The sequence below is a fragment of the Dietzia papillomatosis NBRC 105045 genome (genome assembly GCF_001570845.1).
GTDB classification, from domain to species: domain Bacteria; phylum Actinomycetota; class Actinomycetes; order Mycobacteriales; family Mycobacteriaceae; genus Dietzia; species Dietzia cinnamea.
This window is the reverse complement of the sequence record NZ_BCSL01000027.1, coordinates 1-23,144: the sequence shown is the minus strand read 5'-3', so window position 1 is coordinate 23,144 and position 23,144 is coordinate 1. Positions and strand designations below refer to the sequence as shown.

The following is a 23,144-nucleotide window of genomic DNA, read 5'->3' as shown; positions in this document are numbered from 1 at the left end:
GAGCAGTTCGGCGGGACGGAGGTCGTCGGTGCCCGCAATGGTCCTCGTCGGGCTCGGCGCATTTCTCATCACTATGGCACTGGCTCTCCTATTCTTCGTCGTGCCGGCGCAGAAGAAGACGCCGCTGGACATCAACAGCACCACCGTCACCGACACCGTGCCGGGAGCGGTCCTCGTGGGCAGTGCGCTCGCGTCCAACACGCCCACCGAACTGAACGCCGACCGCGCCGAGTGCCGGGCGCCCGAGGCCCCCGCCGACGAGGGCGAGGGCGCCGAGGGTGAGGGCGAGACGGTCGAGACCGTCGACGGGCCCGAGGCCGACGACTCCGGCGTGCAGTTCGCGGTCACGTGCTTCATCGACAACGACATTCCGCTCTACTCGCAGCGCCGCGTCCAGGCCGTCGAGCCGTCGGACGCCGACGTCATCACCATGCAGGCCGCGCAGTCGCTGCTGCGTGAGGACAAGCAGGGCGGCGACGACGTCGAGGCGCTGATCAACGCCACGATCGACCGCGTGACCGTCGACCGCGTCTCGGCGATGCCCGTGGACGAGGCGACCAGCACCCTGCAGGTCGTGGCCGGCGGCTCGGGCGGTGACGACGCCCCCACGGGCTTCGTCCGCGAGGGGCTGCAGTACAAGTTCCCGTTCGACACCGAGCAGCGGGCCTACGACTACTTCGACGCCAGCACCTTCACCACCAACCCGATCGAGTTCGTCGGCGAGACCACCGTCGGTGGCATCGACGCTTACGAGTTCCGCCAGGAGCTCGGCCCGATCGACATGTGGTCCTCGATCCGTGACCACTTCGCCTCCATCTCCGACGGCTACGACCCCGCCGTCGAGTCGGTCCTCGCCAGCTACCGTCGCGAGGGCATGACCGCCGGGCAGTGGGGCCTCGGAGGCGACCCCGAGCGCGCGGTCGACATGCGCCGCTTCTACACCAACACCCGCACGGTGTGGGTGAACCCGACCACCGGTCAGATCGTCAACGGCAAGGAGGACATCTTCCAGTTCTTCGCCGAGGACCAGGCCGAGGCCGACGCGTTCTTCGGCGACAAGGCCCGCATGGAGGAGGAGAGGGCCGAGCCCACCCGCACGGCCGTCCGCTTCCAGTCCGGCTGGAACGAGGAGACGCAGCAGGTGACCCTCGCCGGTGCGCAGGAGAGCGCGGACACGCTCAACACGTTCGGCCGCGTCGTGCCCGCCGTCCTCGGCATCCTGGGCCTGATCTCGCTGATCGGCGGCATCGTGCTCGGTCTGCGCGGTGGCCGTGGCGGCACGGGCGGTCACGCCGCCCGGGCGCGCGCCTGAGCTGAGCCGGCGGCGGCCTGAGCTGAGCCGGCCCCGCCGCCTGGAGCATCGACGAGAGCGTTCCGCACACATCACCCGAGAGGGCGTGTGCGGGACGCTCTTCTCGTCGGCGGACCCGCGACCGCTGAGCGGCCGACGCGACCGCTGAGCGGCCGACAGCGACACCAACCGCGCGGCTTCCACGATCTGCCCCTCGGATCGGGCGCTGCGCTTCTGATTGCGTCTTGCCCCAGGAACTCCGAGAGCGAATCGCGGCGCGAGGGGTGAATCGAGGTCCGAGGAGCAGATCGCGCGCCGCGAGCCCGACGCGGTTCGCGACGACCCTGCTCGGTCAGCCGCGCCGGCAACCGCGCCGGCAACCGCGCCACCTATCGGATCACGCGCCGCCCACGGGGTCCCGTAGGCGAGTCGCAAGTGGATAGGTGGCGTGGCTCGGCCGGAGGGGCTCGGTCCGGCCCAGCGCCCTCGGATCAGGCCGGCCGCGACCGGAGCGCGCGCCAGCCGGCCGTGACCGTGGTGAGGACGACGGCGACGAGCGCGGCGGCCAGGACGCCTTCGACATCGCGGGGAGCGGACCACACGGCGATTGCGGTGAGCACCAGCCCGCACCACGCGATCCCGGCCTCAACGGTCCGGTCGGAGGCGATGATGGCCAGCAGGAACGCCTGCAGGACGCTCAGTGTCACACCGAGCAGGGCGAACGCCCAGAGGAGCCCGGCAACCGGCCGGTAGTCTTCGCCGACGACCACCGGCACCAGCGGCGCGGCCACGGCGGCCCCGATCACGACGACCGCGCCGATGCCCAGCAGGACCGTCACTGCCGAGCGGACGGCTCCCCGGTGTCCGGCCGGATCGGCCATCCGCGGATAGAGCACCGTGCCGACGGCCTGCGGCAGCCAGAACGCGGCCTTCGCGGCGACCGCCCCCAGCGCGTAGCGGCCTGCGTCCTCCGGGGCCAGCAGTGCCCGGGCGAGGAGCAGGTCGACCGAGGTGAGGGCCATCATCACCAGCTGCACCTGGCCGGCGGCGAGCACGGCGGCCACGCCGGGGGAGGTCAGAGCCGCCCCGTCTCCGCGCGTTCCCCCGCCGGCCGAGTTGCCGAGCGTTCCCCCGCCGGCCGAGTCCCCTCCCGTCCGCAGGCTGGACGGGGCCAACGCGGGCCCGGACGTCACCCGCGCCGCCACGACCCAGGCCGCGCCCACGCCCACGGCCCCGGCGGCGAGCGCGGGTCCGACACCGCCGCCGACGGCGAGTACCGCGACGGCGGGGGCGACCTTGCCCGCGCCGGCCAGGGCGAGCACCACACCGAGGGCCCGGAACCGCTCGGCGCCCTGCAGTAGCCCCTGCTCGGTGGCGAGCAGGCACAGCACCGGGCCAGGGGCCAGCGCTGCGGCCGTGGCCCACACCGGGGTGTCGAGCAGCAGGGACATGGGCACGACGACCGACGCCGCGACCACCGCGACCAGTAGCGCTGCCCGTCTGCCGAGCGCGCGCAGGACGTCCCGGGGGACACCGCGGACGTGCTCGCGGGCCACCACCGCCTGCAGCGCGAGCGAGGGCACGGCCACCAGCAACTGCGCGGAGAGCAAGGCGGCGAACGCGCCGTAGCCCTCGGGGCCGAGCCACCGGGAGGCCGGGAGATGCAGGAGGTAGGCGGCGATGTTGGCCAGCATCGACCCGGCCGTGACCGCGCCCGCGCCGGTCAGGACGCGCCTGGCGGCGGAGCCGGGTGCCGCCTCGCGCGCCTGATGGTCCACATCGGTGATCGTAGGGGGCCGTCCCGCGGTCTCTCCTGCGGGTCGGGTGACGCGGTGGCGCCGGGTCGGCCACCCCGCCAGTGCGATCGGCGCGACCGGGGCGCGTGGTGGAATGTGCACATGTCCTCCGCTGCCGGGTTTTACCGCGTGATCGCGCGGCCGGCCGTGACGGACGCCGCGGTGGGTGTGGTCGTCTCGGGCGTTCTGCTGGCCGGGGTGGCGCGGCCGGGCTTCCCGCTGTTGCGGGACTGGGTGGCCACGCCGACGCCGCCACTGTCGGACGCGGCGCTCGGGTTGGGGGAGTCGGCGGCGCGGGCGGTTCCGCAGGACGTGGCGGTGGCGTGGGCGACACGGGCGTTGGACGCGGTCGGGCTCCCGATGTGGCCGTTGACGGGTCTGCTCACGGCGGTGTTCTGCGTGTGGCTGGCGGTCGCGGCGGGTGCGCTCGTGCGGAGGGTGTTGCCCGGAGAGAGCGGCACGGGGGTGTGGGCGCGCTTAGCGGCGGTGGTGGGCGCGGTGTGGAATCCGTTCGTGGTGGAGCGGCTCCTCCAGGGTCATTGGTCGCTGTTGGCGGGGGTCGCGGCGGTGGTGTCGATGCCGGTTCTGCTCGCCCGGGGCCGGCCCCGGGTGGCCGCGGCGTGTGCTGCGCTGGCCGCCGCCGGGCTCACGCCGACGGGGTGGGTTCTGGCGGTCGTCGCGGCGGTGGTGGCGCTGGCCTGTGGCGGAGGGGGCGCTCGTCGGCGCCGGGCTGCGGTAGCGCTGGCGGCTACGGCTGCCGTGACCGCCCTGCCGTGGGGGCTGGCGACCGCTCTCACCGCGGCGGGTGACCGGGCCGGGATCGGACCTGACGCCGGGTCGGGCGGCGCTGCCGGTGGGGGAGCGGAGGCGGCCGTAGGGGTGGCCGCGTTCGCTGCCCGCGCCGAACCGGGGATCGGGACGCTGGGCTCGGTCGTCGCGCTGGGTGGGATATGGAACTCCCAGGCCGTGCCGCCCTCGCGGGCCACGTGGTGGGCGGCCGCCGCGCTGTTCGCGCTGCTGCTCGTGTGGGTGCTCGCGGCGCGGGGCCTGTGGCGGGCGCGACGTGACCGTGTGGTGCGCGCGACGGTCCCCGTGGCCCTCGCCGCATGGCTGCTGGTGGCCGCCGCCGCGACGCGCCCGGGTCTCGCGGCGATGGAGGCACTGGTCACCGCTGTACCGGGCGCGGGGTTGCTGCGGGACACCCAGAAGTTCGTGGCTCTGGCGCTGCCGGCGACCGTGCTCGCGCTGGCCTTCGCCGCCCGGGCCCTCTCCGCGCGCGTGCGGCCGGTCGTCGCCGGGGTGCTCGTCACGGCGGTGGCCGTGGCCGCGGTCCCGGACGCCCCGCGCGCCCTGTGGCAGCAGTTGCGGCCGGTGACGTACGGGCAGGGGTGGCAGCAGGTGGCGGGCATCGTCGACGGTCGGCCAGGGGACCTGCTGGTGCTGCCGGCGGGGTCGTTCCGCTCGACGCCGCTGTGGGCCGAGGGCCGGCCGGTCCTCGACCCCGCGCCGCGGCTGCTCGACACCCGCGTCCTCGTCGCGGGCGATCTGCTCGTGGCCGGAGCCGGGGTGGGTGACGCCACCGCGGTGCCGGGCGAGGGGGATCGCGCGCGCCGCGCCACCGACGCGCTGCTGCGCGGCGCGGACCCCCGCGAACTGGCGGGCCTGGGCGTGCGGTGGGTGCTCGACGAGCGCACGTCCGCCGGGCCCCGAGGCGCGGCGGAGGAGACCCTGATGGCGACGACGACGAGGTTCTCCGACCCCGAACTGACCCTGCACGAGCTCGCCCCGCCGGACGGGCCGGGTGATGCGGACTCGCGATGGGGCGCGGTCACCCCTCCCGGCGCCCCGGCGTGGGCCCGCGCGGCGGTGCTGGCGGCGCACGCGCTGTGGCTGCTCACGCTGGTCGGCGCGGCGCTGGCTGGCGGTCGGCCCGGCCGTCGATCACGCCGCTGAGCCGCCGGCCCTCGGTGACGGCCGCGAGGACCCGCTCCATCGCCGCGCCGGCGGCGGGCCACGACATCCCCGCGGCCTTCCGGCGGGCGGCCTCACCCATCCGCTCCCGCAGGTCGGGGTCCGACAGGAGACGGTCCACGGCGTCGGTCATGGCGGCGACGTCGTCCACGAGGAGGCCCGTCTCGCCGTCGTCGATCGAGTCCCGCAGTCCCGCGGCGTGGTGGTAGCCGACGGTGGGGACGCCGTGCTGCGCGGCCTCGGAGACGGCGAGCCCCCACCCCTCCTTGCGCGAGGGCATGAGGTGGACGGTGGCGCCGGCGAGAAGGCGGTGCTTGGTGGCCTCGTCGACGTGCCCGTGGAACACGACGCCGCCGGTCTCGCCGCCGCCGCCGGTCTCGCCGGCGGGGGCGGTGAGACCGCGCTCGGCGGCGTATTCGCGGAGCCGGTCGGCCCACCAGCCGCTGCCGATGACGTCCAGCACGAGCCCGGGTCGACTCGCCCGCAGGGTCGCGAGCACGTCCAGCGCGTCCTCGACGTGTTTGTGCGGCACCAGCCGGGACAGGACGACCAGCCGCGGGCCGGTGGCGCGGGTGCCCGGCGAGGCCGGGATGACTCCGTCGGGCAGCGGGTCGAGGCCGTTGCGGACGACCGCGATGCGCGCGGGAGCGACGCCGAGCGCGGCGAGCTCGTCGGCCGACGGCAGCGACACGGTGACGTACTGGGACCGGGCGTGGACGCGCGGCGAGACCCACGACTCGACCCACCACCCGATCCGCGCGACCAGCCACCCGGCGACCGGCCACTGCTCGCGGTGGATGTGGTGGACCAGCACCACGACGGGGGCGGTGGTGATCAGGCGGGCGAAGAAGGGGACGCCGTTCTGGGTGTCGACGACGACGTCGGGCCGTCGCAGGACCCCGAGCGGCCCGAGGCCGAGCCGGCCGGACAGGATCGCCAGCAGTGCGCGGGGATAGACGGTGAAGCGCCCGCCGGCCCGGCTGAACCGCACGCCGGTGGAGGTGGTCGCGGAGCGGGTCGCGCCCCGCGAGCGGGAGGTCCGGTAGACGACCGTGTGGCCGGCCGTGGCGAGACCGTCCGCGACGTGCTCGAGGTAGCGCTCGCTGCCACCGCCCTGCGGGTGAGTACTGTCGCGCCAGCACAGCAGCAGGATTCGAGCCACCCGGACACTGTACGCGGGCGGCCGGGCCGTTCCGGACCGCCGGTATCGTCACCGCCGTGCTCACCGATCCCGTCCACCGCTCGCCCGCGCTGCGATCGGTGGCCCGCCGCGCCACCCTCGGCCGCTCGCTCGGGCTGCTGCGCTCGTTCCCCCTCGAGCAGTCCGACCCGGACGCCTTCTACTCCGGCCTGGCGCGCGACACCGTCGAGCTGGTCGCGGACCTGTGGGCCGAGTCCGGCGATCAGCCCGCCCGGCCGGGCCCCGGCCCCGACGCCGGGAGGCTTCCCGGGCTGACGGTCCTCGACGTGGGCGGCGGGCCCGGCTACTTCTCCGACGCGTACGCCGCCGAGGGCGCCCGATACGTCTCCGTCGAGCCGGACGTCGGTGAGATGTCCGCGGCGGGCCTGGACCAGACGGGGTCGATCCGCGGCAGCGGGATGGCCCTGCCGGTGCGGACCGATGCGGTGGACGTGTGCATCTCGAGCAATGTCGCCGAGCACGTGCCCGAGCCCTGGCGCATGGCCGAGGAGATGTGCCGGGTGACGCGACCGGGCGGCCTCGTCGTCGTCTCCTACACCCTCTGGTACGGCCCCTTCGGGGGCCACGAGATGGGGCTGACCCACTACCTCGGCGGCGAGCGCGCGCGGCGGCTCTACGAACGGCGGCACGGCCACCCGCCCAAGAACGTCTACGGCGAGTCCCTGTTCGAGGTGGGCTGCGCCGACGGCCTGGCCTGGGCGCGCGGCACCGACTCCGCCGAGCTCCTCGCCGCGTTCCCCCGCTACCACCCGCGGTGGGCGTGGTGGCTGGTGCACGTCCCGCTCGTGCGGGAGGTCCTCGTGTCGAATCTGGTGTTAGTGCTGCGCGCGAAGTAGCGCCCCACGGCGGGCCGGACCCTCGCTACAGTGAGGTGGAACACGTTCTTGTTAGCTTCACTCCCGGTTGACGGGACGGTTCCCACCGCTCTTGTACCCCACCGCACGGAGGTCCCCCGTGGTCGTCGTCCATGACAAGCTCTTCTCCGGCACCCGCTGGACCGATCCGGTCACCACCGGCGTCCTCGAGGTGACGTCCCCGGCCACCAACCAGGTCGTGGGCCGGGTCGCCGAGACCACCACCGACGACCTGGACGAGATGATCAGCCGGGCCCGCGACTCGTTCGCGTCCGGCGTCTGGCGGAACACGCCGCCCGCCGAGCGCGGCGCACTGCTCGCCCGCGCGGCCGACATGCTCGAGGAGCGCCAGGCCGAGGTCTGCCAGATCCTGTCCGACGAGATGGGCGCGCCCGCGAGCGCCGCGTCGATGATCCAGGTGACCCCCACCCTCGGCGTACTGCGCTACTACTCCCGTCTCGCCGAGACCTTCCCGTGGTCCGAGGTGCGTCAGGGCGACTTCGGCGCCTCCGTCGTCACCCGCCAGCCCGTCGGCGTGGTCGCGGCGATCACCGCGTGGAACGTCCCGCTCTACCTCAACACCGCCAAGCTCGCGCCGGCCCTGCTGTCCGGCAGCTCGGTCATCCTCAAGCCGTCCTCGGCCACCCCGCTGTCCGCGCTGTGGCTGGCGGACCTGTTCCGCGAGGCGGGCCTGCCGGAGGGGGTGCTGTCCGTGGTGACCGGCCCCAGCTCCGTGGGTGATCACCTGGTGTCCCACCCGGATGTCGACAAGATCTCGTTCACCGGCTCGACCGAGGTCGGCAGGCACATCGCCGGGATCGCCGCGCAGGGCCTCAAGCGCTGCTCGCTCGAGCTGGGCGGCAAGAGCGCCGCCATCGTCCTCGAGGACGCCGACCTGGCCTCCGCCGCCGGCACCATGGTGTTCTCCGCCCTGATGAACTCCGGCCAGGCGTGCGTGTCCCAGAACCGGATCCTGGCCCCGCGTTCGCGCTACGACGAGGTGGTGAACGCGCTGGTCGAGAACGTCTCGCTCATGCCCGTCGGTGACCCCGCCGACGAGGGCACCGTGTTCGGCCCGCTGGCCAACCACAAGCAGAAGGCGTCCGTCGAGGGGTACATCCGCAAGGGCGTCGAGGAGGGCGCGACCATCGCCTACGGTGGCGGCGAGGTCGAGGGCCTGCCCGAGCACGTGTCGGGAGGGGCCTACGTCCAGCCGACCGTCTTCCGCGACGTCGACAACTCCATGACCATCGCCCAGGAGGAGATCTTCGGTCCGGTCCTGCAGGTCATCGCCTACGACACGGTCGACGACGCCGTGCGGATCGCCAACGACTCCGAGTTCGGCCTCGCCGGCGCCGTCTACTCGTCCGACCCCGACGCCGCGCTCGCCGTGGCCCAGCGGGTGCGCACCGGAACCATGGGCATCAACTGGTACGCCTTCGATCCCACCGCCCCGTTCGGCGGGTTCAAGAACTCCGGTATCGGCCGCGAGAACGGGCCCGAGGGGTTGGACGCGTACTGCGAGCTGCAGAGCGTGCTCATGCCGTTCGGCTGGGAGCCGTCCGGCACCTGACGACTGCGGGCGCCCCGGCCCGCGCGCTCACTCCACGCGGTAGCCGACCCCTCGCACCGTCTGCACCTTGTTCTCGCCGATCTTGCGGCGCAGGGAGCGGATGTAGACGTTGACGATGTTGGAACCCGGGTCGAAGTCCATGCCCCAGACGCTCTCGAGGAGCTGCTCGCGGCTGATGGTCTCGCCCCTGTTGCGCAGCAGCATCTCCAGCAGCGAGTACTCGCGGTTGGTGAGCTCCTGGATGCGGCCGTCCACCTCGACGCGGCGGGTACGGATATCCAGGCGCATGCCGGCGTGCTCGAGGATGCCCGGGTCTTCGGTCGCCTCGTGCTCGCGCAACCGCAGCCGGATGCGGGCGAGCAGCTCGGGGACTCGGAAAGGCTTGACCATGTAGTCGTTGGCGCCGGATTCCAGTCCCTCGACGGTGTTCGCGACGCTGTCGCGGGCCGTGAGGATGATGACGGGCGCGGCGAACCCGCGATCGCGGGCCTCGCGCAGCAGCGTCAGTCCGTCGGTGTCGGGCAGGCCGATGTCGAGCAACATCAGGTCGATGTCGGAGATGGTCGACAGGATGGCACGCGCGCTCTCCCCGTCCACCGCCTCGAGTGCGGTGTACTCGGCACCACCGAGTGCCTTGACCAAGACCGAGCGGATGAGGTCATCATCCTCCACGACGAGAACGTTCGTCATGCATCCCTCCTTCTCCGACTTGGGAGTATCGCACGGGTACCGCGCTGCTGGACGCTGGCGGGCGACCGTGTCCGCGGCTCGGCCGGGGACCGGGGGGTTCAGCGGGTCTCGGAGCCGCTCGCGTCGGACGGGTCGGTCCCGGCGGGCGAGCCGGAACCCTTCGCGGGCGGCGGCGCGACGAAGGGGATGACGATGCAGAACGTCGCGCCGCCCCCGGCGGCGTTGAACGCGAACGCGCGGCCTCCGTGCGCCTTGGCGATCGTCGAGACGATAGCGAGCCCGAGGCCGGTGCCGCCGCGTCCGTCACGGAGCTGGCCGCGCGCGGTGTGGAACCGCTCGAAGATGCTCTCCTCCTCGCCGGGCGGGATCCCCGGTCCCCTGTCGCGGACCCACCACAGAAGCCGGCGACGGTAGGACTCCCGCTCCGGGGTCTCCGGGACGGCCCCGGACACGAGCTCCGCGGCGATGGTCGGGTCACCGGGCTCGATGACCCGGCACCCGATCTCGATGGTGTCCCCGGGGCCGGTGAACCGGACCGCGTTGGAGCAGAACTGCATGAGGGCCTGGGTGATCCGGTGCTGGTCCAACCTGGCCAGGCCCTCGGCGTACGGCAGCACCCGCCAGTTCCGGTCGGCCACCACCTCGATCTTCGCCTCGACGTCCAGCACGAGCTCGGTGACGTCGGTCGCGGCGGTGCGGAGGAAGTCCGGACGGTCGGCGCGGGCGAGCGTGAGCAGGTCCTCGACGATGCGGGTCATCCGGGACAGTTCGTCCTGTATGAGCCGGATGGTCTCCGTCCGGCCCTCCGGGTCCTCGGGCATGAGGTCGAGATTGCCCTGGACCACGGTCAGCGGTGTCCGCAGCTCGTGGCCGGCGTCGTCCAGGAACTCCCGCTGTGTGCGGTAGGCCTCCTCGACCCGCTCGAGCATGTCGTTGACGGTGTCGGCGAGGGAGACGATCTCGTCGGGCCCGTCGGAGGGCACGCGCCGTGACAGATCGGCCGCGGAAATGGTTTCCGCCGCTTCGCGGATCCGTCTCACCGGGACGAGCATCCGGCCGGCGATCCACCACGCGAGTAGTGCGCTCACGACCATGCCCCCGGCGGCCGCCCAGCGCAGAAAGCTCTTGACGCGGCGGGTCTCGTCATGCGTGCCGCGGTCGTGGATGGCCACCACAATGTTGGCCGGCCCGGCGGGGCTCTCGACGGTGGCCTTGCGCCAGCGCACCGAGTCGTCGATCACGCCGGAGTCCTCCATGGGGGACAGTCCGATCCGCTGGATCTGCGAGCGCATGCCCGGGGGGAACAGCCGGTCCTCGTCCGGTCCGTACCGGGAGAGGGTGAACTGGGTCCCCGACTCGTTGGCCGTGCCGACGAGCAGCATCTCGGAGGAAGGGTACTGCTGAGCCAGGTACGCCCGGATGAGCTGTTCCACGGTGGGGTCGTCCGACTCGAACGACGGCAGGATACCGGCGGACATGAAGGTCGAGAAGTCGGCCGCCTCGCGGTTGAGCCGGGAGTCGGTGACGCGTTCCGTGCTCAGGTCCAGCATCTGGATCATGAAGATCACCATCGCGGCGAACACGGCCGCGGTCACCAGGGTGATGCTGACGGTGATGCGCAGACGCGCAGAATGCCACCAGCGGGCCGGTTGTGACCTCCCGAGAGAGGGGCTCACCTCGGCTCGGAGCCGTCATCGGCGGGGTGCGCCGCTCCCGGCTCGCCGTCGGCGGGCGAACCGTCCGTCGGCGTCGCGGGGGCCGGGGTGCCCTCAACCGGAGTGTTCTCCGCGGGCGCGCCCGTGGTGAGTACGACGATCCGGGCGCCCGGAACCGGCCCGATCACGACCGGCGCGTCCCGGCCGGTCGGGTGCTCCGGACGATCGGGCGTGCCCTCGGGGCCGTCGTCCATGGGCGACGGGGTCGCGGGGTGATCCCGGCCCGGCCGGGGAGCGCGGTGATCTGTGACGCCCGGCGGGATGTCGCCCGCGCCCGACCCCGCCGAGCCGAGCGGCTCGTTGCGATCCACGGTGTCGGGGTTCCGGCCACGATTGGCGCCGTCCCCGGCCACGAATCCGGAGCGCGCGGGTTCGGTACGACCGTCGGTCGGCGGCGGCAGGGGTACGAGGTCGGCCGGCCGCGCGGACAGTCTCGACAGGATCGAGGGGATCGGTGCCGGCACGGGGAGGGCGGACAGGCCGTCGATCACGGTGAGGTGGGGCCGGACGCCCTCGATGGCGGTGCCGACGGGCTCGGGGGCGGCGACCCGGGTCTCGTCCGCGGTGTCGGAGCCTCCGCCCGTCGAGACGGTGGTCGTGCGCTCGGGCGCGGCAGGAGGGGCGTCTTCGTTTCCGGAACCCATGACCGTGGCGGCGACGACCAGCCCGGCGGCCGTCGCAGGGAGGGCGATGAGTCCGACGACGGTGGCTCTCATACCTTTCCTCCCGCGGGAACACGGTGTTCCGCTCAGTCGTTCACCTTGACACCCGGTGGCGCCACTGCGAAGAGCGTCGAACATATGGTAATAGCGAACGGGTCACTCCGAGTAGAATGTGTGACCCGTCCGCTATCGATCCTGTGAGGGAGTGTCAGCCCAGGCGCTCCTTGAGGGCGGCGAACTGCTCGTGGACCTCTGCCGGGACCTTGGGGCCGCAGAACTCGAGCCACTCGGTGATGAGCGGCAGCTCGCGTCGCCACTCCTCCGGGTCGACGGCCAGGGCGGCCTCGACGTCCTCGAGCGGGGTGTCGAGCCCGGTCATGTCGATGTCGGCGGCGCGGGCGGTGAGGCCGGCGGCCGTCTCATCACCCTCGACGCGACCCTCGATGCGGTCGATAACCCACTTGAGCACGCGGCTGTTCTCGCCGAAGCCCGGCCACAGGAAGCGACCGTCGGCACTCTTGCGGAACCAGTTGACCAGGAAGATCTTGGGCATCTTGTCGCCACCGCGGGCGCCCATGTCGACCCAGTGCTGGAAGTACTCGCCGACGTTGTAACCGACGAACGGCAGCATGGCCATCGGGTCGCGACGCACCGCGCCGACCTGGCCCTCGGCGGCGGCGGTCTGCCCGGAGGACAGGGTCGCGCCGATGTACACGCCGTGGTTCCACGAGTACGCCTCGCTGACCAGCGGGACCGTGTCGGCGCGCCGGCCGCCGAAGAGGATGGCCGAGATCGGCACGCCCTCGGGGGAGTTGAACTCGGGCGCGGTGACGGGGCACTGGTCGATCGGCACGCAGTAGCGCGAATTGGGGTGCGCGGCGTTGCCGGCCTCGCCGTCGCCGGTCGGGGTCCAGTCGTTGCCCAGCCAGTCGATGAGGTGGTCCGGCGTGCCCTCGAGACCCTCCCACCACACGTCGCCGTCATCGGTCAGCGCGACGTTCGTGTAGATCGCGTTGCCCGGCTCCAGCGTCTTCATGGCGTTGGGGTTGGACGAGTAGTTGGTGCCGGGGGCCACGCCGAAGAAGCCGTACTCGGGGTTGACAGCGTAGAGGCGGCCGTCGGCGCCGAAGCGCATCCAGGCGATATCGTCGCCGACCACCTCGGCGCGCCAGCCCTCGATGGTGGGCTGGATCATCGCGAGATTGGTCTTGCCGCACGCGGACGGGAAGGCGGCCGCGACGTAGTGGACCTCGTCGGTGGGGGAGATGAGCTTGAGGATGAGCATGTGCTCGGCCAACCAGCCCTCGTCGCGGGCCATGGCGGACGCGATGCGCAGCGCGAAGCACTTCTTGCCCAGCAGGGCGTTGCCGCCGTAACCGGAGCCGAAGGACCAGATCTCCCGGGTCTCCGGGAAGTGGGTGATGTACTTCTCCTCGTTACACGGCCAGGGGACGTCCTTCTCCCCCTCGGCGAGCGGGGCGCCCACCGAGTGCAGGCCCTTGACGTAGGCGCCGTCGGCACCGATCTTCTCGAGCGCCGCGGAGCCCATGCGGGTCATGATCTTCATGGACACGACCACGTACGCGGAGTCGGTGAGCTCGATGCCCAGCTTGGGGTCCTCGGCGTCCAGCGGGCCCATGCAGTAGGGCACCACGTACATGGTGCGGCCGCGCATGCAACCCCGGTAGAGGTCGGTCATCTGGGCGCGCATCTCGGCCGGGTCGCGCCAGTTGTTCGTCGGGCCGGCACCCTCGGCGGTCTCGGAGCAGATGAACGTGCGCGACTCGACGCGGGCGACGTCCTTGGGGTCCGACTGCGCCAGGAACGAGTTGGGCTTCTTCTCCTCGTTCAGCTTGACGAAGGTGCCGGCCGCCACCATCTCGGCGGTGAGGCGATCCCACTCCGCGTCGGAGCCGTCGGCGAAGACGACCCGGTCCGGCTGGGTGAGCTCGGCGACCTCCGCGATCCACGCGAGCATCTCGGTGTGATCGGTTGGTGCCTGACCCTCGAGGCCGGGAATGGTGGTGGTGGTCATCACTGCTCCTCGCGCGTGGTGCATGGTCTTGGTCACAGGGTATCGCCAACCGGTGCGGATCGCCGCGTCCGAGCCCCGATCGCGCCCAAATGTGAGGGATCCCTCAGATGTGGCCGTGGTCGATGCGCTCCCATCGCGCCGGCGGCGGGGGCGGCGAGGCCGGATCGTCGCCGGCCTCGTTGGTGAAGCCCCCGAAGGGTACTCCCTCGGCGGGGTTGGCCAGCCGCCACGAGTCGTAGCTGCCGTCGAAGCGCACGGTCGAGACGTGGTCGACCGTGCCGTCGCCGTCGACGTCCGTGTACACGGTCAGGCCGCGGTCATCGCCGCGCGTGACCGCCTCCATGAAGCCGTCCCCGTCGAGGTCCGCCTCGGGTGAGCCCAGGTCGAGGACCTCGTCACCGACGGGGACGTGCAGCCCCAGCGACGACGGCTCGGCCAGCGGCGCGCCCTCCAGGCCGCAGACGTCGGGCGCGTAGTGGTGGTCGAACGGGTCCGGGCCGGCGAGTGGATCGGTCATGGCGACGTGCCCCCTGCGATGGTGTGGGACCGGGCGGCCTGCTCGGAACGCCTGCGGCGGATGCGCCGGTCGAGGTCGGTGACCCGGGGCCCGGGATCGTGGGCGAACCCGTCGGTGATCGTGGCCTCGGCGGCGAGGATCCGCGAGCCGAGGGACTGTTCGGTCTCCGCGCGCAGCGCCGCGAGCCTGTCGCCCACCGCGGCGACGGTGTGGGTGCGCAGCGCCTGCGTCCGGCGCACGGTCACGGTGACCCACCCCAGCGCCACGCCGCACAGCAGCGCGAGCGGGATGACGAGCGCCGCGGCGCCCGGCACTTCGGCGAGCGGGGCCAGCAGCATCCGGCCCACACCGGTGCCGCCGGCGGCGCCGGTGATCATGACGAGCATTTCCTCCCCGGTGTTGCGGGGCGGGCGGCCCGGCGTGAGGCCGCTCTTCGGCGCGGGGATCCGCGGTCCGGCCGGGGCGGTCGGGCCGAGGTGCCGGGCGACGAGGGCGTCGGCGCGGCGGTCGGCGCGGGCGACGGTGGCGGCCACCGCGGCGTCGGCGTCGGCGGCGAGGCGGTGCACGAGGGCGTCGACGCGGGAGCGCGGCGCGGCGGCGAGCTCCTCGCGTGCGCGGCCGCCGAGGTCGCGCACGGACCGGTGCAGGTCCTGGACCACCTCCATGCGCAGCGCCTGCACGTCCTGGCGCAGCGCCTGGGAGCGCGTGGTGATGGCCTCGGTGCGGCGGGCGAGGAGCCAGTCGACGGTGGCGGTCGCCGGGTCGGGCCCGGCGGGCCGCGGGACCGGGCCGCCGGGCGCGGTGGGCACGGCGCCCGCACGCACCGCGGCGAGCAGCGACGACAGCAGGGCGGCGGGGGCGCCGGGGTGGCCCTCGTCGACGACCTGGACCGGGCACCTCACGCCGGCGTCTACCAGGCGGCGGGTGGTGACGTCGACCGTCTCCGAGAGGTGCTCGGCCGTGCACGTGCGGGCGCGCCCCGCCACGGCCACCGCCATCGGCAGGCGGGCCGCGACGCCGCGCGCGACCTCGACGTCGTCGGGGCGTACCGGGCAGACGGCGTCGACGACGAGGACCGCCGCGTCCGGCCGGTCCTCGGGTGCGGCGTCGACGAGCACACGGATCCGGGCTCCGGCGTCGGCGGCCGGGCCCGCTGCGGCGGACAACCCTGTGCCCGCTGCGGCGGACAACCCTGTGCCCGCTGCGGCGGACAACCCTGTGCCCGCTGCGGCGGACAACGCCGAGGCGACGGCGGGAGCCGCGGAGTCCCGGGCCCCCAGCACCGCGATCGTCAACTCGCGGGGCGGGGCCGGAGCGGCCGTCACGTCGACGCCGATCCGGGGAGCGCGGCCGCGCCCAGGGCGCACAGGGCGGCCTCGGCGAGATCGCCCACCTCGTCGTGGACCGCGAGCATCTCCAACTCGGCCTCGAGACGGGACACCCGGGTCGTCGACAGATCGAGCAGGGCGCGTTCGAGGAAGGACACGACGCCGTCGACCGACCGGTGCCCGGGCTCGCGCGCGTCCACGGCGGGTAGTCCACGGGCCCAGTGCGGCGGGTCCTCGTCGTCGTCGACCCCCGTGGCCACCACGAGCATCGGGTGCCGGCGCGCGCGGCGAACCCACGCCTCCTCATGGCGGCACGGGGCGGTGCGTAGGCACACGATCTCCGCGTCCGGCGGTGCGGCGGGCTCGGAGCCGGGCGCCGCGACGACGTCCAGGTCGTCGACCCGCGCGCGCCACCCCCGGCGGACGCGCAGCGCGGCGGCGAGCGTGCGGCGACCCGAGCCCAGTCCGCCGCGAATGCGGATATCGGCCGGCGCGTCGACACGCGCGACGGCGGCCTCCACCGGGGCGGTCCCACCCCGGCCCCCGTCCCGCTCCCGGGCGGACGCGACCAGGCGCCGGACCCGTGCGACGGGGTCAGGGTCGGGGGCACGAGCCGGGGCCGGGGGCTCGGTGTCGGGGGTCACGGATGGCACGCGATCATCGTGACCCGACCGCCTGCGGGCGGCAAGACCTTCCCCTCGGGCCCCGACGCCCGGATTCGGAGGCGACCACGGATTACGGGATGATGGCCGGGTGAACCAGAGCGAGAACCCCGCACACGCGGCCGGTGGCACCCCGGACGACAGTGGTACCCCGAACGACGGTGGCACCCCGGACGACAGTGCCCGTCTCTTCCCCCGGGTGACCGCCTACCGGTTCCGCCGCGGCACCCTGCGGCCCGGGCAGCAGCGCAACTGGGAGGAGCACTGGCCGACCTACGGGCGTAACGTCTCCGACGAGATCGTCGACCGCGAGGCGCTCTTCGGCCGGCGCGCACCGCTGATCGTGGAGATCGGCTCCGGCACCGGCACGTCCACGGCCGCGATGGCCGCGGCCGAGCCGGACATCGACGTCATCGCCGTGGAGGTGTATCAGCCCGGGCTGGCCCAGCTGCTGGGCATGATCCTGCGCGAGGGCCTGGAGAACGTGCGCATGATCCGTGGCGACGGCGTGGACGTGCTCACCAACATGTTCGCGCCGGCCGACCTGGACGGTGTCCGCGTGTTCTTCCCCGACCCCTGGCCCAAGGCCCGCCACCACAAGCGGCGGCTCCTGCAGTCCGGCACCTTCGAACTCATCGCATCGCGGCTGCGACCGGGTGGCGTGCTGCACGTGGCCACCGACCACGCCGACTACGCCGAGTGGATCGCCGAGACCGGCGACGCCGAGCCCGCGCTCCAGCGGCTGGACCCCGCGACGGACCTCCGCCACGTACCGTTCAGTCTGGACAGACCCGTGACGAAGTTCGAGGGCAAGGGGCTGCAGGAGGAACGGGTGATCAACGAGTTCCTCTGGCGTCGGGTGCACTGACGCCCCACCCCAGGAACCCCGAACGACGAGAACCGAGGCGGACGACGCGATGACCCCACCAGACGAGATGCGCAACCACGACACGACGGACGTGGCCACGCCCGACGGACCGGGGGTGGTGCTCCTCGTGTGGGACGCACCCAACGTCGACATGGGGCTCGGCTCGATCCTCGGCGGCCGCCCGACCGCCGTGTACCGCCCGCGCTTCGACGCGCTCGGCCGCTGGCTGCTCGGCTACACCGCCGACCTGTCCGTGCGGACGCAGGACGCCCTCGAGGCCGAGGCGACCGTCTTCACCAACATCGTCCCGGGCACCTCGGACAACGTCCGCCCGTGGGTCGAGGCGCTGCGCAACGTCGGCTTCGCCGTCTTCGCCAAGCCCAAGACCAGCGACGACTCCGACGTCGACGACGACATGCTCGAGCACATCGACCGGCGCGCCGAGTCCGGCCGACTCGCCGGCGTCGTCGTGGCCTCCGCCGACGGGCAGGCGTTCCGCGAGCCCCTCGAGGAGCTGGCCGAGGACATCCCGGTCGCAGTGATCGGGTTCCGCGAGCACGCCACCTGGGCCGTCCAGCACGACACCATCACGTTCCTCGACCTCGAGGACATCCCCGGGGTGTTCCGCGAGCCCCTGCCGCGCGTCAGCCTCGACAACCTGCCCGACGAGGGTGCCTGGCTGCAGCCGCTGCGGCCGCTGTCGGCACTGCTCACCTCGCGCTAGGAGCTCCCCCGGTGTTCAACTCACTCGGGCGGTTCGTCGCCCGCCGCCGCGTCCTCGTCCTGATCTGCTCCGTGCTGGTCATGGCCTTCCTCAGCCTCGCAGGCTCCGCGTTCGGCAACCCGTTCGGCCAGGGCGGCTTCGAGGACCCCGACAGCGGATGGGCGACCGCCGAGCGGTTGGAGCAGGAGGCGTACGGACGCGACGCGCTCGGCGACGTCGTGGTGTCCTACCACGCCCCCGAGGGCACGTCGGTCGACGATCCGGCGTTCCAGGAGCCCATCCGGCAGTCGCTGGAGTCGATCCGGACCGAGAACCCCGACCGGGTCACCGGCGTGACCAGTTTCGTGTTCAACCAGTCACCGGCCCTCGTCAACCGTGACGCGGGCATCGCGGTGGCCTCCATCCAGATCGCCGGCGAGGCCGAGGAGATCCTCCAGAACTTCCGGGCGATCGAGGACCAGATCCCGGTCGAGGGCATCGAGACCGACATCGCCGGCCTGCAGCCCGTCGCCGGCGCCCTACAGGACGGCATGGACGCCGACCTCGTGCGCGCGGAACTCATCGCGCTGCCGCTCGTGTTCCTCCTGCTCATCGTGGTCTTCGGCGGCGTCGTGGCCGCGTTCCTGCCGGTCGCGGTGGGCGTGCTGACGATCCTCGGCTCGCTCGGCGCACTTCACCTGCTGTCACTGATCACGCCCGTGAACTCCTTCGCACAGAACGTCGTGACCCTCATCGGCCTGGGACTGGCGATCGACTACGGCCTGTTCGTGGTGAGCCGGTTCCGCGAGGAGATGGCCGAGGGGTATCCACCGGACGCCGCAGTGCGCCGGTCCGTGGCCACCGCCGGCCGGACCGTGGTGTTCTCGGCGGTCATGGTCGGCGTGACCCTGTCGGGCCTGCTGGTCTTCCCGCAGGACTTCCTCAAGTCCGTCGCCTACGGCGCGATCGCCGCGGTGATCCTCGCCGCCGCGCTCTCGGTGACCCTGCTGCCGGCCGTGCTCATGCTGCTCGGCCACCGCGTCGACGCGCTCGGCATCAAGCGGATGCAGCGGCACCGCACCCGCGAGGAGGTCGAGAACGGCCTGTTCGGCCGCGTCGCCGACTTCTCCATGAAGCGCCCGGTGGCGGTGGCGATCCCGGTCGTGGTGGTGCTGGTCGCGCTCATCATCCCGTTCTCGGGCGTGAAGTTCGGCGGCATCAACGAGACCTACCTGCCGCCCGACAACCCCACGCGCGTCGCGCAGGAGGAGTACGACCAGAACTTCCCCGGCACGCGGACCGACCCGGTCAAGCTCGTGATCCTCGGCTCGGACGGCGCGACGCTGTCGCAGATCCGCTCGGCCGCCAACGAGGCCCCCGGGCTCACCGGGCCGTTCCAGTTCGCCCGCTCGGGCGGGCAGGACTCGCAGGGCCGCGAGGTAGTGGTCCTGCAGGCCGGCGTGGAGGACCGCAACGCGGCCACCGAGACCGTCGAGTACCTGCAGTCCTTCCCCATCCCCGCCGGCACCGAGGTGTTCGTCGGCGGCAACCCCGCCATGGAGAAGGACTCGGTCGACGCCCTGATCGCCGGGCTGCCATGGTTCGTCCTGTACGTCCTCGTGGCCACGACGCTGCTCATGTTCCTGGCGTTCGGGTCGCTGGTGCTGCCGATCAAGGCGGCCATCATGAACATGCTCGGCCTGGGCGCCACGCTGGGCATCCTCACGTGGATCTTCGTCGACGGGCACCTGTCCGGGCTGCTCGGCTTCACGCCGGGCCCGCTCACCTCGCCGGTCGTGGTGCTGCTCATGGCGATCATCTACGGACTGTCAACGGACTACGAGGTGTTCCTCGTCTCGCGGATGGTCGAGGCCCGCTCACGCGGCGCGCGCACCGCGGTGGCGATCCGCAGCGGCGTCGCCCAGACCGGGCGGATCATCACGTCGGCGGCGCTCATCCTCATCGTGGTGACGGGCGCGTTCGCCTTCTCCGAGATCGTGATGATGAAGTACATCGCGTTCGGCATGATCGCCGCGCTCATCATCGACGCCACCGTCATCCGCATGCTGCTGGTCCCGGCGGTCATGCAGATGCTCGGCACCGACAACTGGTGGGCGCCGAGGTGGATGAAGCGGGTCCAGGAGCGGATCGGCCTCGGCGAGGCCGAGATCGACGACGAGCCCGAGCTCCTCACCGGTCGGCCCGCCGACACCGACGGCACGGGACCGACCGGGGCCGCCACGTCGGTCGCCGTGCTCGACCGGGAGCCCGCGGGCACCAGCGCGCCGCAGGCGCGGGACGCCGAGCCGGAGCCTGCGCCCGAGTCCGAAACCGAGCCCGTCTACGACACCGAGTACGACGACGAGCCCGGGTCCGCGCCCGGCGGCAAGATCCCCGCCTCCGAGCTGATCGCCCGCCTGATGCAGGAACGTCGACAGGACCCAGAGGCGTGACCGCCGCCCCGGGTTCCCGGTGTGGGGTCCTGGGGCGGGCGGCACGCTCTGGTTATGGTGAGGTGATGACGGGTACGCGGGGCGCCGAGGTGCGGCGCCGTATCCGAGCTGTCCTGGGCAACCCGTGGTTCAAGGCCGGCGCGACGCTCGCCGTCCTGGGGTTCATCCTGTACTGGCTCCGCGGCCAGATGCCGTTCTTCGCCGAGGGCTTCGAGGCCGTCGCCCGCCCGCACTGGGGCTGGATCGCGGCCGCTCTCGTCTTCTCCTACCTGTCCATGTCGAGCTACGGCTCCGTGCAGAAGGTGCTGCTGCAGTCCGCCGGCGTCCGCGTCGGCTACTGGGCCAGCGTCGGCCTCGTGTTCTCCGCCAACGCCTTCTCCACCTGCATCCCCGGCGGGCAGGTCTTCGGCACCACCCTGACGTACCGCAAGACCCGGCAGTGGGGCGCGACCCGGGTCGTGGCGTCGTGGCAGCTCGTGATCTCCGGCGTCCTGTCGACCGTCGGCATCGTGCTGCTCGCCCTGCTCGGCTTCTTCCTCGTGGGATCCGTGTCCAACCCGTTCCTGCTGGTGCTCTCTGCGTTAGGTCTGGTCGCGATCGTCGTGGTGGTCCAGTGGGCGGCCCGCCACCCGGACAAGATCGAGGGGTCGGTCCTGTCGATCCTGGCCTGGATCAACGCCCGGCGGCACAAGCCCGCGGACCACGGCGCGGCCGGCGTGCGCAAGGTCGTCGAGCAGGCCGACGCCGTCGACCTGAGCAAGCGGCAGATCGCACAGGCGTTCGCGTTCTCCCTGCTCAACTGGGTCGCCGACATCGGCTGCCTGTGGGCGGCCGCCAACGCGGTCGGTGCCCAGCACAGCATCGGCGGCCTGTGCATCGCCTACGTCACCGGCAAGATCGTCGCCACCGCCCCCATCACGCCCGGCGGCCTCGGGACCGTCGAGGTCGCGCTCATCACCGCCCTCACCGCGGGCGGCCTCGGTGCGCATCAGGCCTTCGCGACCGTGTTCGTCTACCGCATCGTCAGCTTCGTGCTGGTCGCCCTGGCCGGGTGGGTGGTCTTCTTCCTCTTCTACCGTGGTGCCGTGGACGTCGACCCCGACGCCGACCCGTTGGGTGAGGACGGCCCGGGCGAGCAGTCCTCGTCGTCGTCGTCACGGTCGTCGCGCACCGCACCGCCCCGGGCGACCGTCGCGGCGGCCCCGCCGGCCGGGCTCACCGCGATGTGGCCGCTGCACGGGAACCCGTGGCGCCCGACGGTGGCCCATGACTCCGGCCCCCTCCCGCTCCTCCGGGTGCGCGAGCGGGAGGACGGCACCGCGGACGAGGAGTCGGGGGAGAGTTCTCAGCCGTTCGCCGGCCGGGAGGCCCGGGAAGAGAAGGAAAGGTGAGACTTGTGGCCGTGCCGGTCATGATGGTGTTCGACGCCGTGCTGGTGGTGGTGTTCTCCACCTTCGGGCGCGGTGCGCACTCCGAGGGTCTGGGCGTGGCGCAGGTGTGGGGCACCGCGTGGCCGTTCCTCGTGGGCCTGGCGGTGGGCTGGCTCGTCCTGCTGGCCGGCCGCCGAGAGCCCTCGTCGATCGGCTCGGGCGTGCTGCTGTGGCTGGCCACGCTCGTGGTGGGCATGGTGATCCGCGGGCTCGGGGACGGCCGGGTGCCGCACTGGAGCTTCATGATCGTGGCCGGTGTCGTCACCGGGGTGTTCCTGGTGGGGTGGCGCGCGGTGCGCGCGATGCTCGTCCGACGACGGCGCTAGCGCAGCCCGTCGGCCAGCTGCGTCACGACCTCCGCGGGGACGTCGATCGACTCGGGCAGCCCCACGCCGTCGGGCGTCGGGAGATCGCGCGGGACGGGGATCGTGACGGCCTCGACGGGCACGGGGACCTCGGGCGGGATCGGCGCCGGGGCCTCGGCGGCGGGCGCCGGCGCGGGCACGGGCTCGGGCTCGGGCTCGATGGGCCCGAGCCACGCGTCGAGGTCCGCGCGGGTGCCGGCGAAGACGTTGAGGTCCACGGCGTCGGCGAACCCCGGGACCTCGCCGGTCTCCGAGCGCTGCCAGAACAGCCACTGGTCCCAGCCGCCGATCACGGGCAGCGTCGGCTGGGACACGCCGTACTCGGCGAGCCACAGCGGGTACTCGGCGAAGCGCGGGGTGTTGTCCATGCGGTCGATCCAGAAGTAGCGGTACGTGTAGAGGATCGGCGTGCGGCCGGTGCGGTGGGCGAGCGTGTCGAGGAAGACCTGGGCCCAGTCGGCGAGCTGGCGGGCGTCGAGCCCCTCGTCGGTCTCGAGGTCCAGCACGGGCGGCAACTGCGGGCCGCCCACCGACTGCAGGCGGTCGGCGAACGCGTGGGCCTGCTGCGCGGGGTCCATCGCGGGGCGGGCCTTGTGGTAGCTGCCGACGAGCATCCCGGCGGCGCGCGCCTCGGCGATGTCGTCCTCGTAGTACCGGTTGGCCGGCCCGGTGCCCTCGGTGGCCTTGATGAAGGCGAAGGACTGTCCGGCCGCGGCGGCGGCCTGCCAGTCGACCCCGGCGCCGTGCGGGTGCTGCCAGCTGGAGGCGTCGAGTCCCTGCGCGAGGCCGTGATAGACGGGGGAGAGCGGCACCTCGGCGTCGGCGCGGGGGGAGAGGACGACGACGAGGAGGCCGACCGAGAGAGCTGCTGCAGAGGCCAGGGCGACGAGGAGTCGGGGGAGGAGGGCGCGTCGGGCTGACGGTCCGGCAGAAGTCATGGGGTGAGTATGTGGCAACCACAACAGTCACACAAGCAACTCGCGCAACTTTTTCCACAGCTGTCCAGTTCGGGCGGTCAGCCACGGCGCCG

At 72.8% G+C, this 23,144-nt stretch carries 19 protein-coding genes; 9 read left to right on the top strand and 10 right to left on the bottom strand.

Going from position 1 to position 23,144, the window contains the following annotated elements; all coding sequences use genetic code 11:
* Nucleotides 1-37: 37 nt before the first annotated feature.
* Complete coding sequence (pgfA, locus tag DPA01S_RS10690) at nucleotides 38-1,312, top strand: cell envelope lipid trafficking protein PgfA (protein ID WP_232303106.1); 1,275 nt, start codon at nucleotides 38-40, stop codon at nucleotides 1,310-1,312.
* A 470-nt stretch (nucleotides 1,313-1,782) separates the two neighbouring features.
* Here the strand turns inward: pgfA and DPA01S_RS10685 are convergent, their stop codons facing one another.
* Nucleotides 1,783-3,069 carry a polysaccharide biosynthesis protein gene (locus tag DPA01S_RS10685; RefSeq protein ID WP_153038677.1) on the bottom strand — a complete coding sequence of 429 codons (1,287 nt, stop codon included), beginning with the start codon at nucleotides 3,067-3,069 and terminating at the stop codon, nucleotides 1,783-1,785.
* A 120-nt stretch (nucleotides 3,070-3,189) separates the two neighbouring features.
* On the opposite strand from DPA01S_RS10685, the gene DPA01S_RS10680 reads away from it, so the two are divergent.
* Entirely contained in the window at nucleotides 3,190-5,040 is a 1,851-nt protein-coding gene (locus tag DPA01S_RS10680) for an MmpA family trehalose lipid delivery protein (protein WP_061229377.1), read from the top strand.
* Here DPA01S_RS10680 and DPA01S_RS10675 read toward each other — a convergent pair.
* Nucleotides 4,982-6,220, bottom strand: coding sequence for a glycosyltransferase family 4 protein (locus DPA01S_RS10675; protein WP_061916109.1), 1,239 nt, complete (start codon nucleotides 6,218-6,220; stop codon nucleotides 4,982-4,984). The genes DPA01S_RS10680 and DPA01S_RS10675 overlap by 59 nt on opposite strands.
* Nucleotides 6,221-6,276: 56 nt before the next feature.
* Between DPA01S_RS10675 and DPA01S_RS10670 the strand changes: the two genes are divergently transcribed.
* Together DPA01S_RS10670 and DPA01S_RS10665 are read left to right on the top strand one after the other, a co-directional pair.
* Nucleotides 6,277-7,095: a class I SAM-dependent methyltransferase gene (locus tag DPA01S_RS10670; protein ID WP_061916104.1), complete on the top strand. Its 819-nt coding sequence runs from the start codon at nucleotides 6,277-6,279 to the stop codon at nucleotides 7,093-7,095.
* Nucleotides 7,096-7,213: 118 nt separating this feature from the next.
* Nucleotides 7,214-8,686 (top strand): aldehyde dehydrogenase, encoded by a 1,473-nt coding sequence (locus tag DPA01S_RS10665; protein WP_061229374.1) that lies wholly within the window; start codon nucleotides 7,214-7,216, stop codon nucleotides 8,684-8,686.
* 27 nt (nucleotides 8,687-8,713) lie between these two features.
* Here DPA01S_RS10665 and DPA01S_RS10660 read toward each other — a convergent pair whose 3' ends face one another.
* The 7 genes from DPA01S_RS10660 to DPA01S_RS10630 form a co-directional block, all read right to left on the bottom strand.
* Nucleotides 8,714-9,376: a response regulator transcription factor gene (locus tag DPA01S_RS10660; protein ID WP_061229373.1), complete on the bottom strand. Its 663-nt coding sequence runs from the start codon at nucleotides 9,374-9,376 to the stop codon at nucleotides 8,714-8,716.
* Nucleotides 9,377-9,474: 98 nt separating this feature from the next.
* A complete protein-coding gene (locus DPA01S_RS10655; protein ID WP_232303105.1) occupies nucleotides 9,475-10,971 on the bottom strand; it encodes a sensor histidine kinase in 1,497 nt (498 codons plus the stop codon).
* A gap of 77 nt (nucleotides 10,972-11,048) precedes the next feature.
* Nucleotides 11,049-11,807 carry a hypothetical protein gene (locus DPA01S_RS10650; protein WP_061229371.1) on the bottom strand — a complete coding sequence of 253 codons (759 nt, stop codon included), beginning with the start codon at nucleotides 11,805-11,807 and terminating at the stop codon, nucleotides 11,049-11,051.
* 154 nt (nucleotides 11,808-11,961) lie between these two features.
* Nucleotides 11,962-13,788, bottom strand: coding sequence for a phosphoenolpyruvate carboxykinase (GTP) (locus DPA01S_RS10645; RefSeq protein WP_061229370.1), 1,827 nt, complete (start codon nucleotides 13,786-13,788; stop codon nucleotides 11,962-11,964).
* 103 nt (nucleotides 13,789-13,891) lie between these two features.
* Nucleotides 13,892-14,305 carry a DUF6802 family protein gene (locus DPA01S_RS10640; RefSeq protein WP_061229369.1) on the bottom strand — a complete coding sequence of 138 codons (414 nt, stop codon included), beginning with the start codon at nucleotides 14,303-14,305 and terminating at the stop codon, nucleotides 13,892-13,894.
* Nucleotides 14,302-15,630: a hypothetical protein gene (locus DPA01S_RS10635; protein ID WP_061916136.1), complete on the bottom strand. Its 1,329-nt coding sequence runs from the start codon at nucleotides 15,628-15,630 to the stop codon at nucleotides 14,302-14,304. The genes DPA01S_RS10640 and DPA01S_RS10635 overlap by 4 nt, the downstream gene beginning before the upstream one ends.
* Nucleotides 15,627-16,277 carry a hypothetical protein gene (locus DPA01S_RS10630; RefSeq protein ID WP_232303104.1) on the bottom strand — a complete coding sequence of 217 codons (651 nt, stop codon included), beginning with the start codon at nucleotides 16,275-16,277 and terminating at the stop codon, nucleotides 15,627-15,629. The genes DPA01S_RS10635 and DPA01S_RS10630 overlap by 4 nt, the downstream gene beginning before the upstream one ends.
* Before the next feature lie 109 nt (nucleotides 16,278-16,386).
* On the opposite strand from DPA01S_RS10630, the gene trmB reads away from it, so the two are divergent.
* From trmB to DPA01S_RS10605, 5 genes are all read left to right on the top strand, one after another.
* Nucleotides 16,387-17,163 carry a tRNA (guanosine(46)-N7)-methyltransferase TrmB gene (trmB, locus tag DPA01S_RS10625; RefSeq protein ID WP_061229218.1) on the top strand — a complete coding sequence of 259 codons (777 nt, stop codon included), beginning with the start codon at nucleotides 16,387-16,389 and terminating at the stop codon, nucleotides 17,161-17,163.
* Nucleotides 17,164-17,212: 49 nt separating this feature from the next.
* Nucleotides 17,213-17,887, top strand: a complete 675-nt coding sequence (locus tag DPA01S_RS10620; RefSeq protein ID WP_082767749.1) for an NYN domain-containing protein — start codon at nucleotides 17,213-17,215, stop codon at nucleotides 17,885-17,887.
* An 11-nt stretch (nucleotides 17,888-17,898) separates the two neighbouring features.
* Nucleotides 17,899-20,319: an MMPL family transporter gene (locus tag DPA01S_RS10615; RefSeq protein WP_061916099.1), complete on the top strand. Its 2,421-nt coding sequence runs from the start codon at nucleotides 17,899-17,901 to the stop codon at nucleotides 20,317-20,319.
* Nucleotides 20,320-20,384: 65 nt separating this feature from the next.
* Nucleotides 20,385-21,710 (top strand): lysylphosphatidylglycerol synthase transmembrane domain-containing protein, encoded by a 1,326-nt coding sequence (locus tag DPA01S_RS10610; RefSeq protein WP_061916094.1) that lies wholly within the window; start codon nucleotides 20,385-20,387, stop codon nucleotides 21,708-21,710.
* A gap of 5 nt (nucleotides 21,711-21,715) precedes the next feature.
* Complete coding sequence (locus DPA01S_RS10605) at nucleotides 21,716-22,075, top strand: DUF3054 domain-containing protein (protein ID WP_083961630.1); 360 nt, start codon at nucleotides 21,716-21,718, stop codon at nucleotides 22,073-22,075.
* Here the strand turns inward: DPA01S_RS10605 and DPA01S_RS10600 are convergent.
* Nucleotides 22,072-23,052 carry a glycoside hydrolase family 25 protein gene (locus DPA01S_RS10600; RefSeq protein ID WP_061916090.1) on the bottom strand — a complete coding sequence of 327 codons (981 nt, stop codon included), beginning with the start codon at nucleotides 23,050-23,052 and terminating at the stop codon, nucleotides 22,072-22,074. The genes DPA01S_RS10605 and DPA01S_RS10600 overlap by 4 nt on opposite strands.
* Nucleotides 23,053-23,144 lie beyond the last annotated feature (92 nt).

Coding starts and splice junctions, on each gene's coding strand:
- DPA01S_RS10645 (WP_061229370.1), bottom strand. CDS start 13,788: ATGACCACCACCACCATTCCCGGCCTCGAGGGTCAGGCACCAACCGAT.
- DPA01S_RS10620 (WP_082767749.1), top strand. CDS start 17,213: ATGACCCCACCAGACGAGATGCGCAACCACGACACGACGGACGTGGCC.
- DPA01S_RS10680 (WP_061229377.1), top strand. CDS start 3,190: ATGTCCTCCGCTGCCGGGTTTTACCGCGTGATCGCGCGGCCGGCCGTG.
- DPA01S_RS10650 (WP_061229371.1), bottom strand. CDS start 11,807: ATGAGAGCCACCGTCGTCGGACTCATCGCCCTCCCTGCGACGGCCGCC.
- DPA01S_RS10640 (WP_061229369.1), bottom strand. CDS start 14,305: ATGACCGATCCACTCGCCGGCCCGGACCCGTTCGACCACCACTACGCG.
- DPA01S_RS10600 (WP_061916090.1), bottom strand. CDS start 23,052: ATGACTTCTGCCGGACCGTCAGCCCGACGCGCCCTCCTCCCCCGACTC.
- DPA01S_RS10660 (WP_061229373.1), bottom strand. CDS start 9,376: ATGACGAACGTTCTCGTCGTGGAGGATGATGACCTCATCCGCTCGGTC.
- DPA01S_RS10610 (WP_061916094.1), top strand. CDS start 20,385: ATGACGGGTACGCGGGGCGCCGAGGTGCGGCGCCGTATCCGAGCTGTC.
- pgfA (WP_232303106.1), top strand. CDS start 38: ATGGTCCTCGTCGGGCTCGGCGCATTTCTCATCACTATGGCACTGGCT.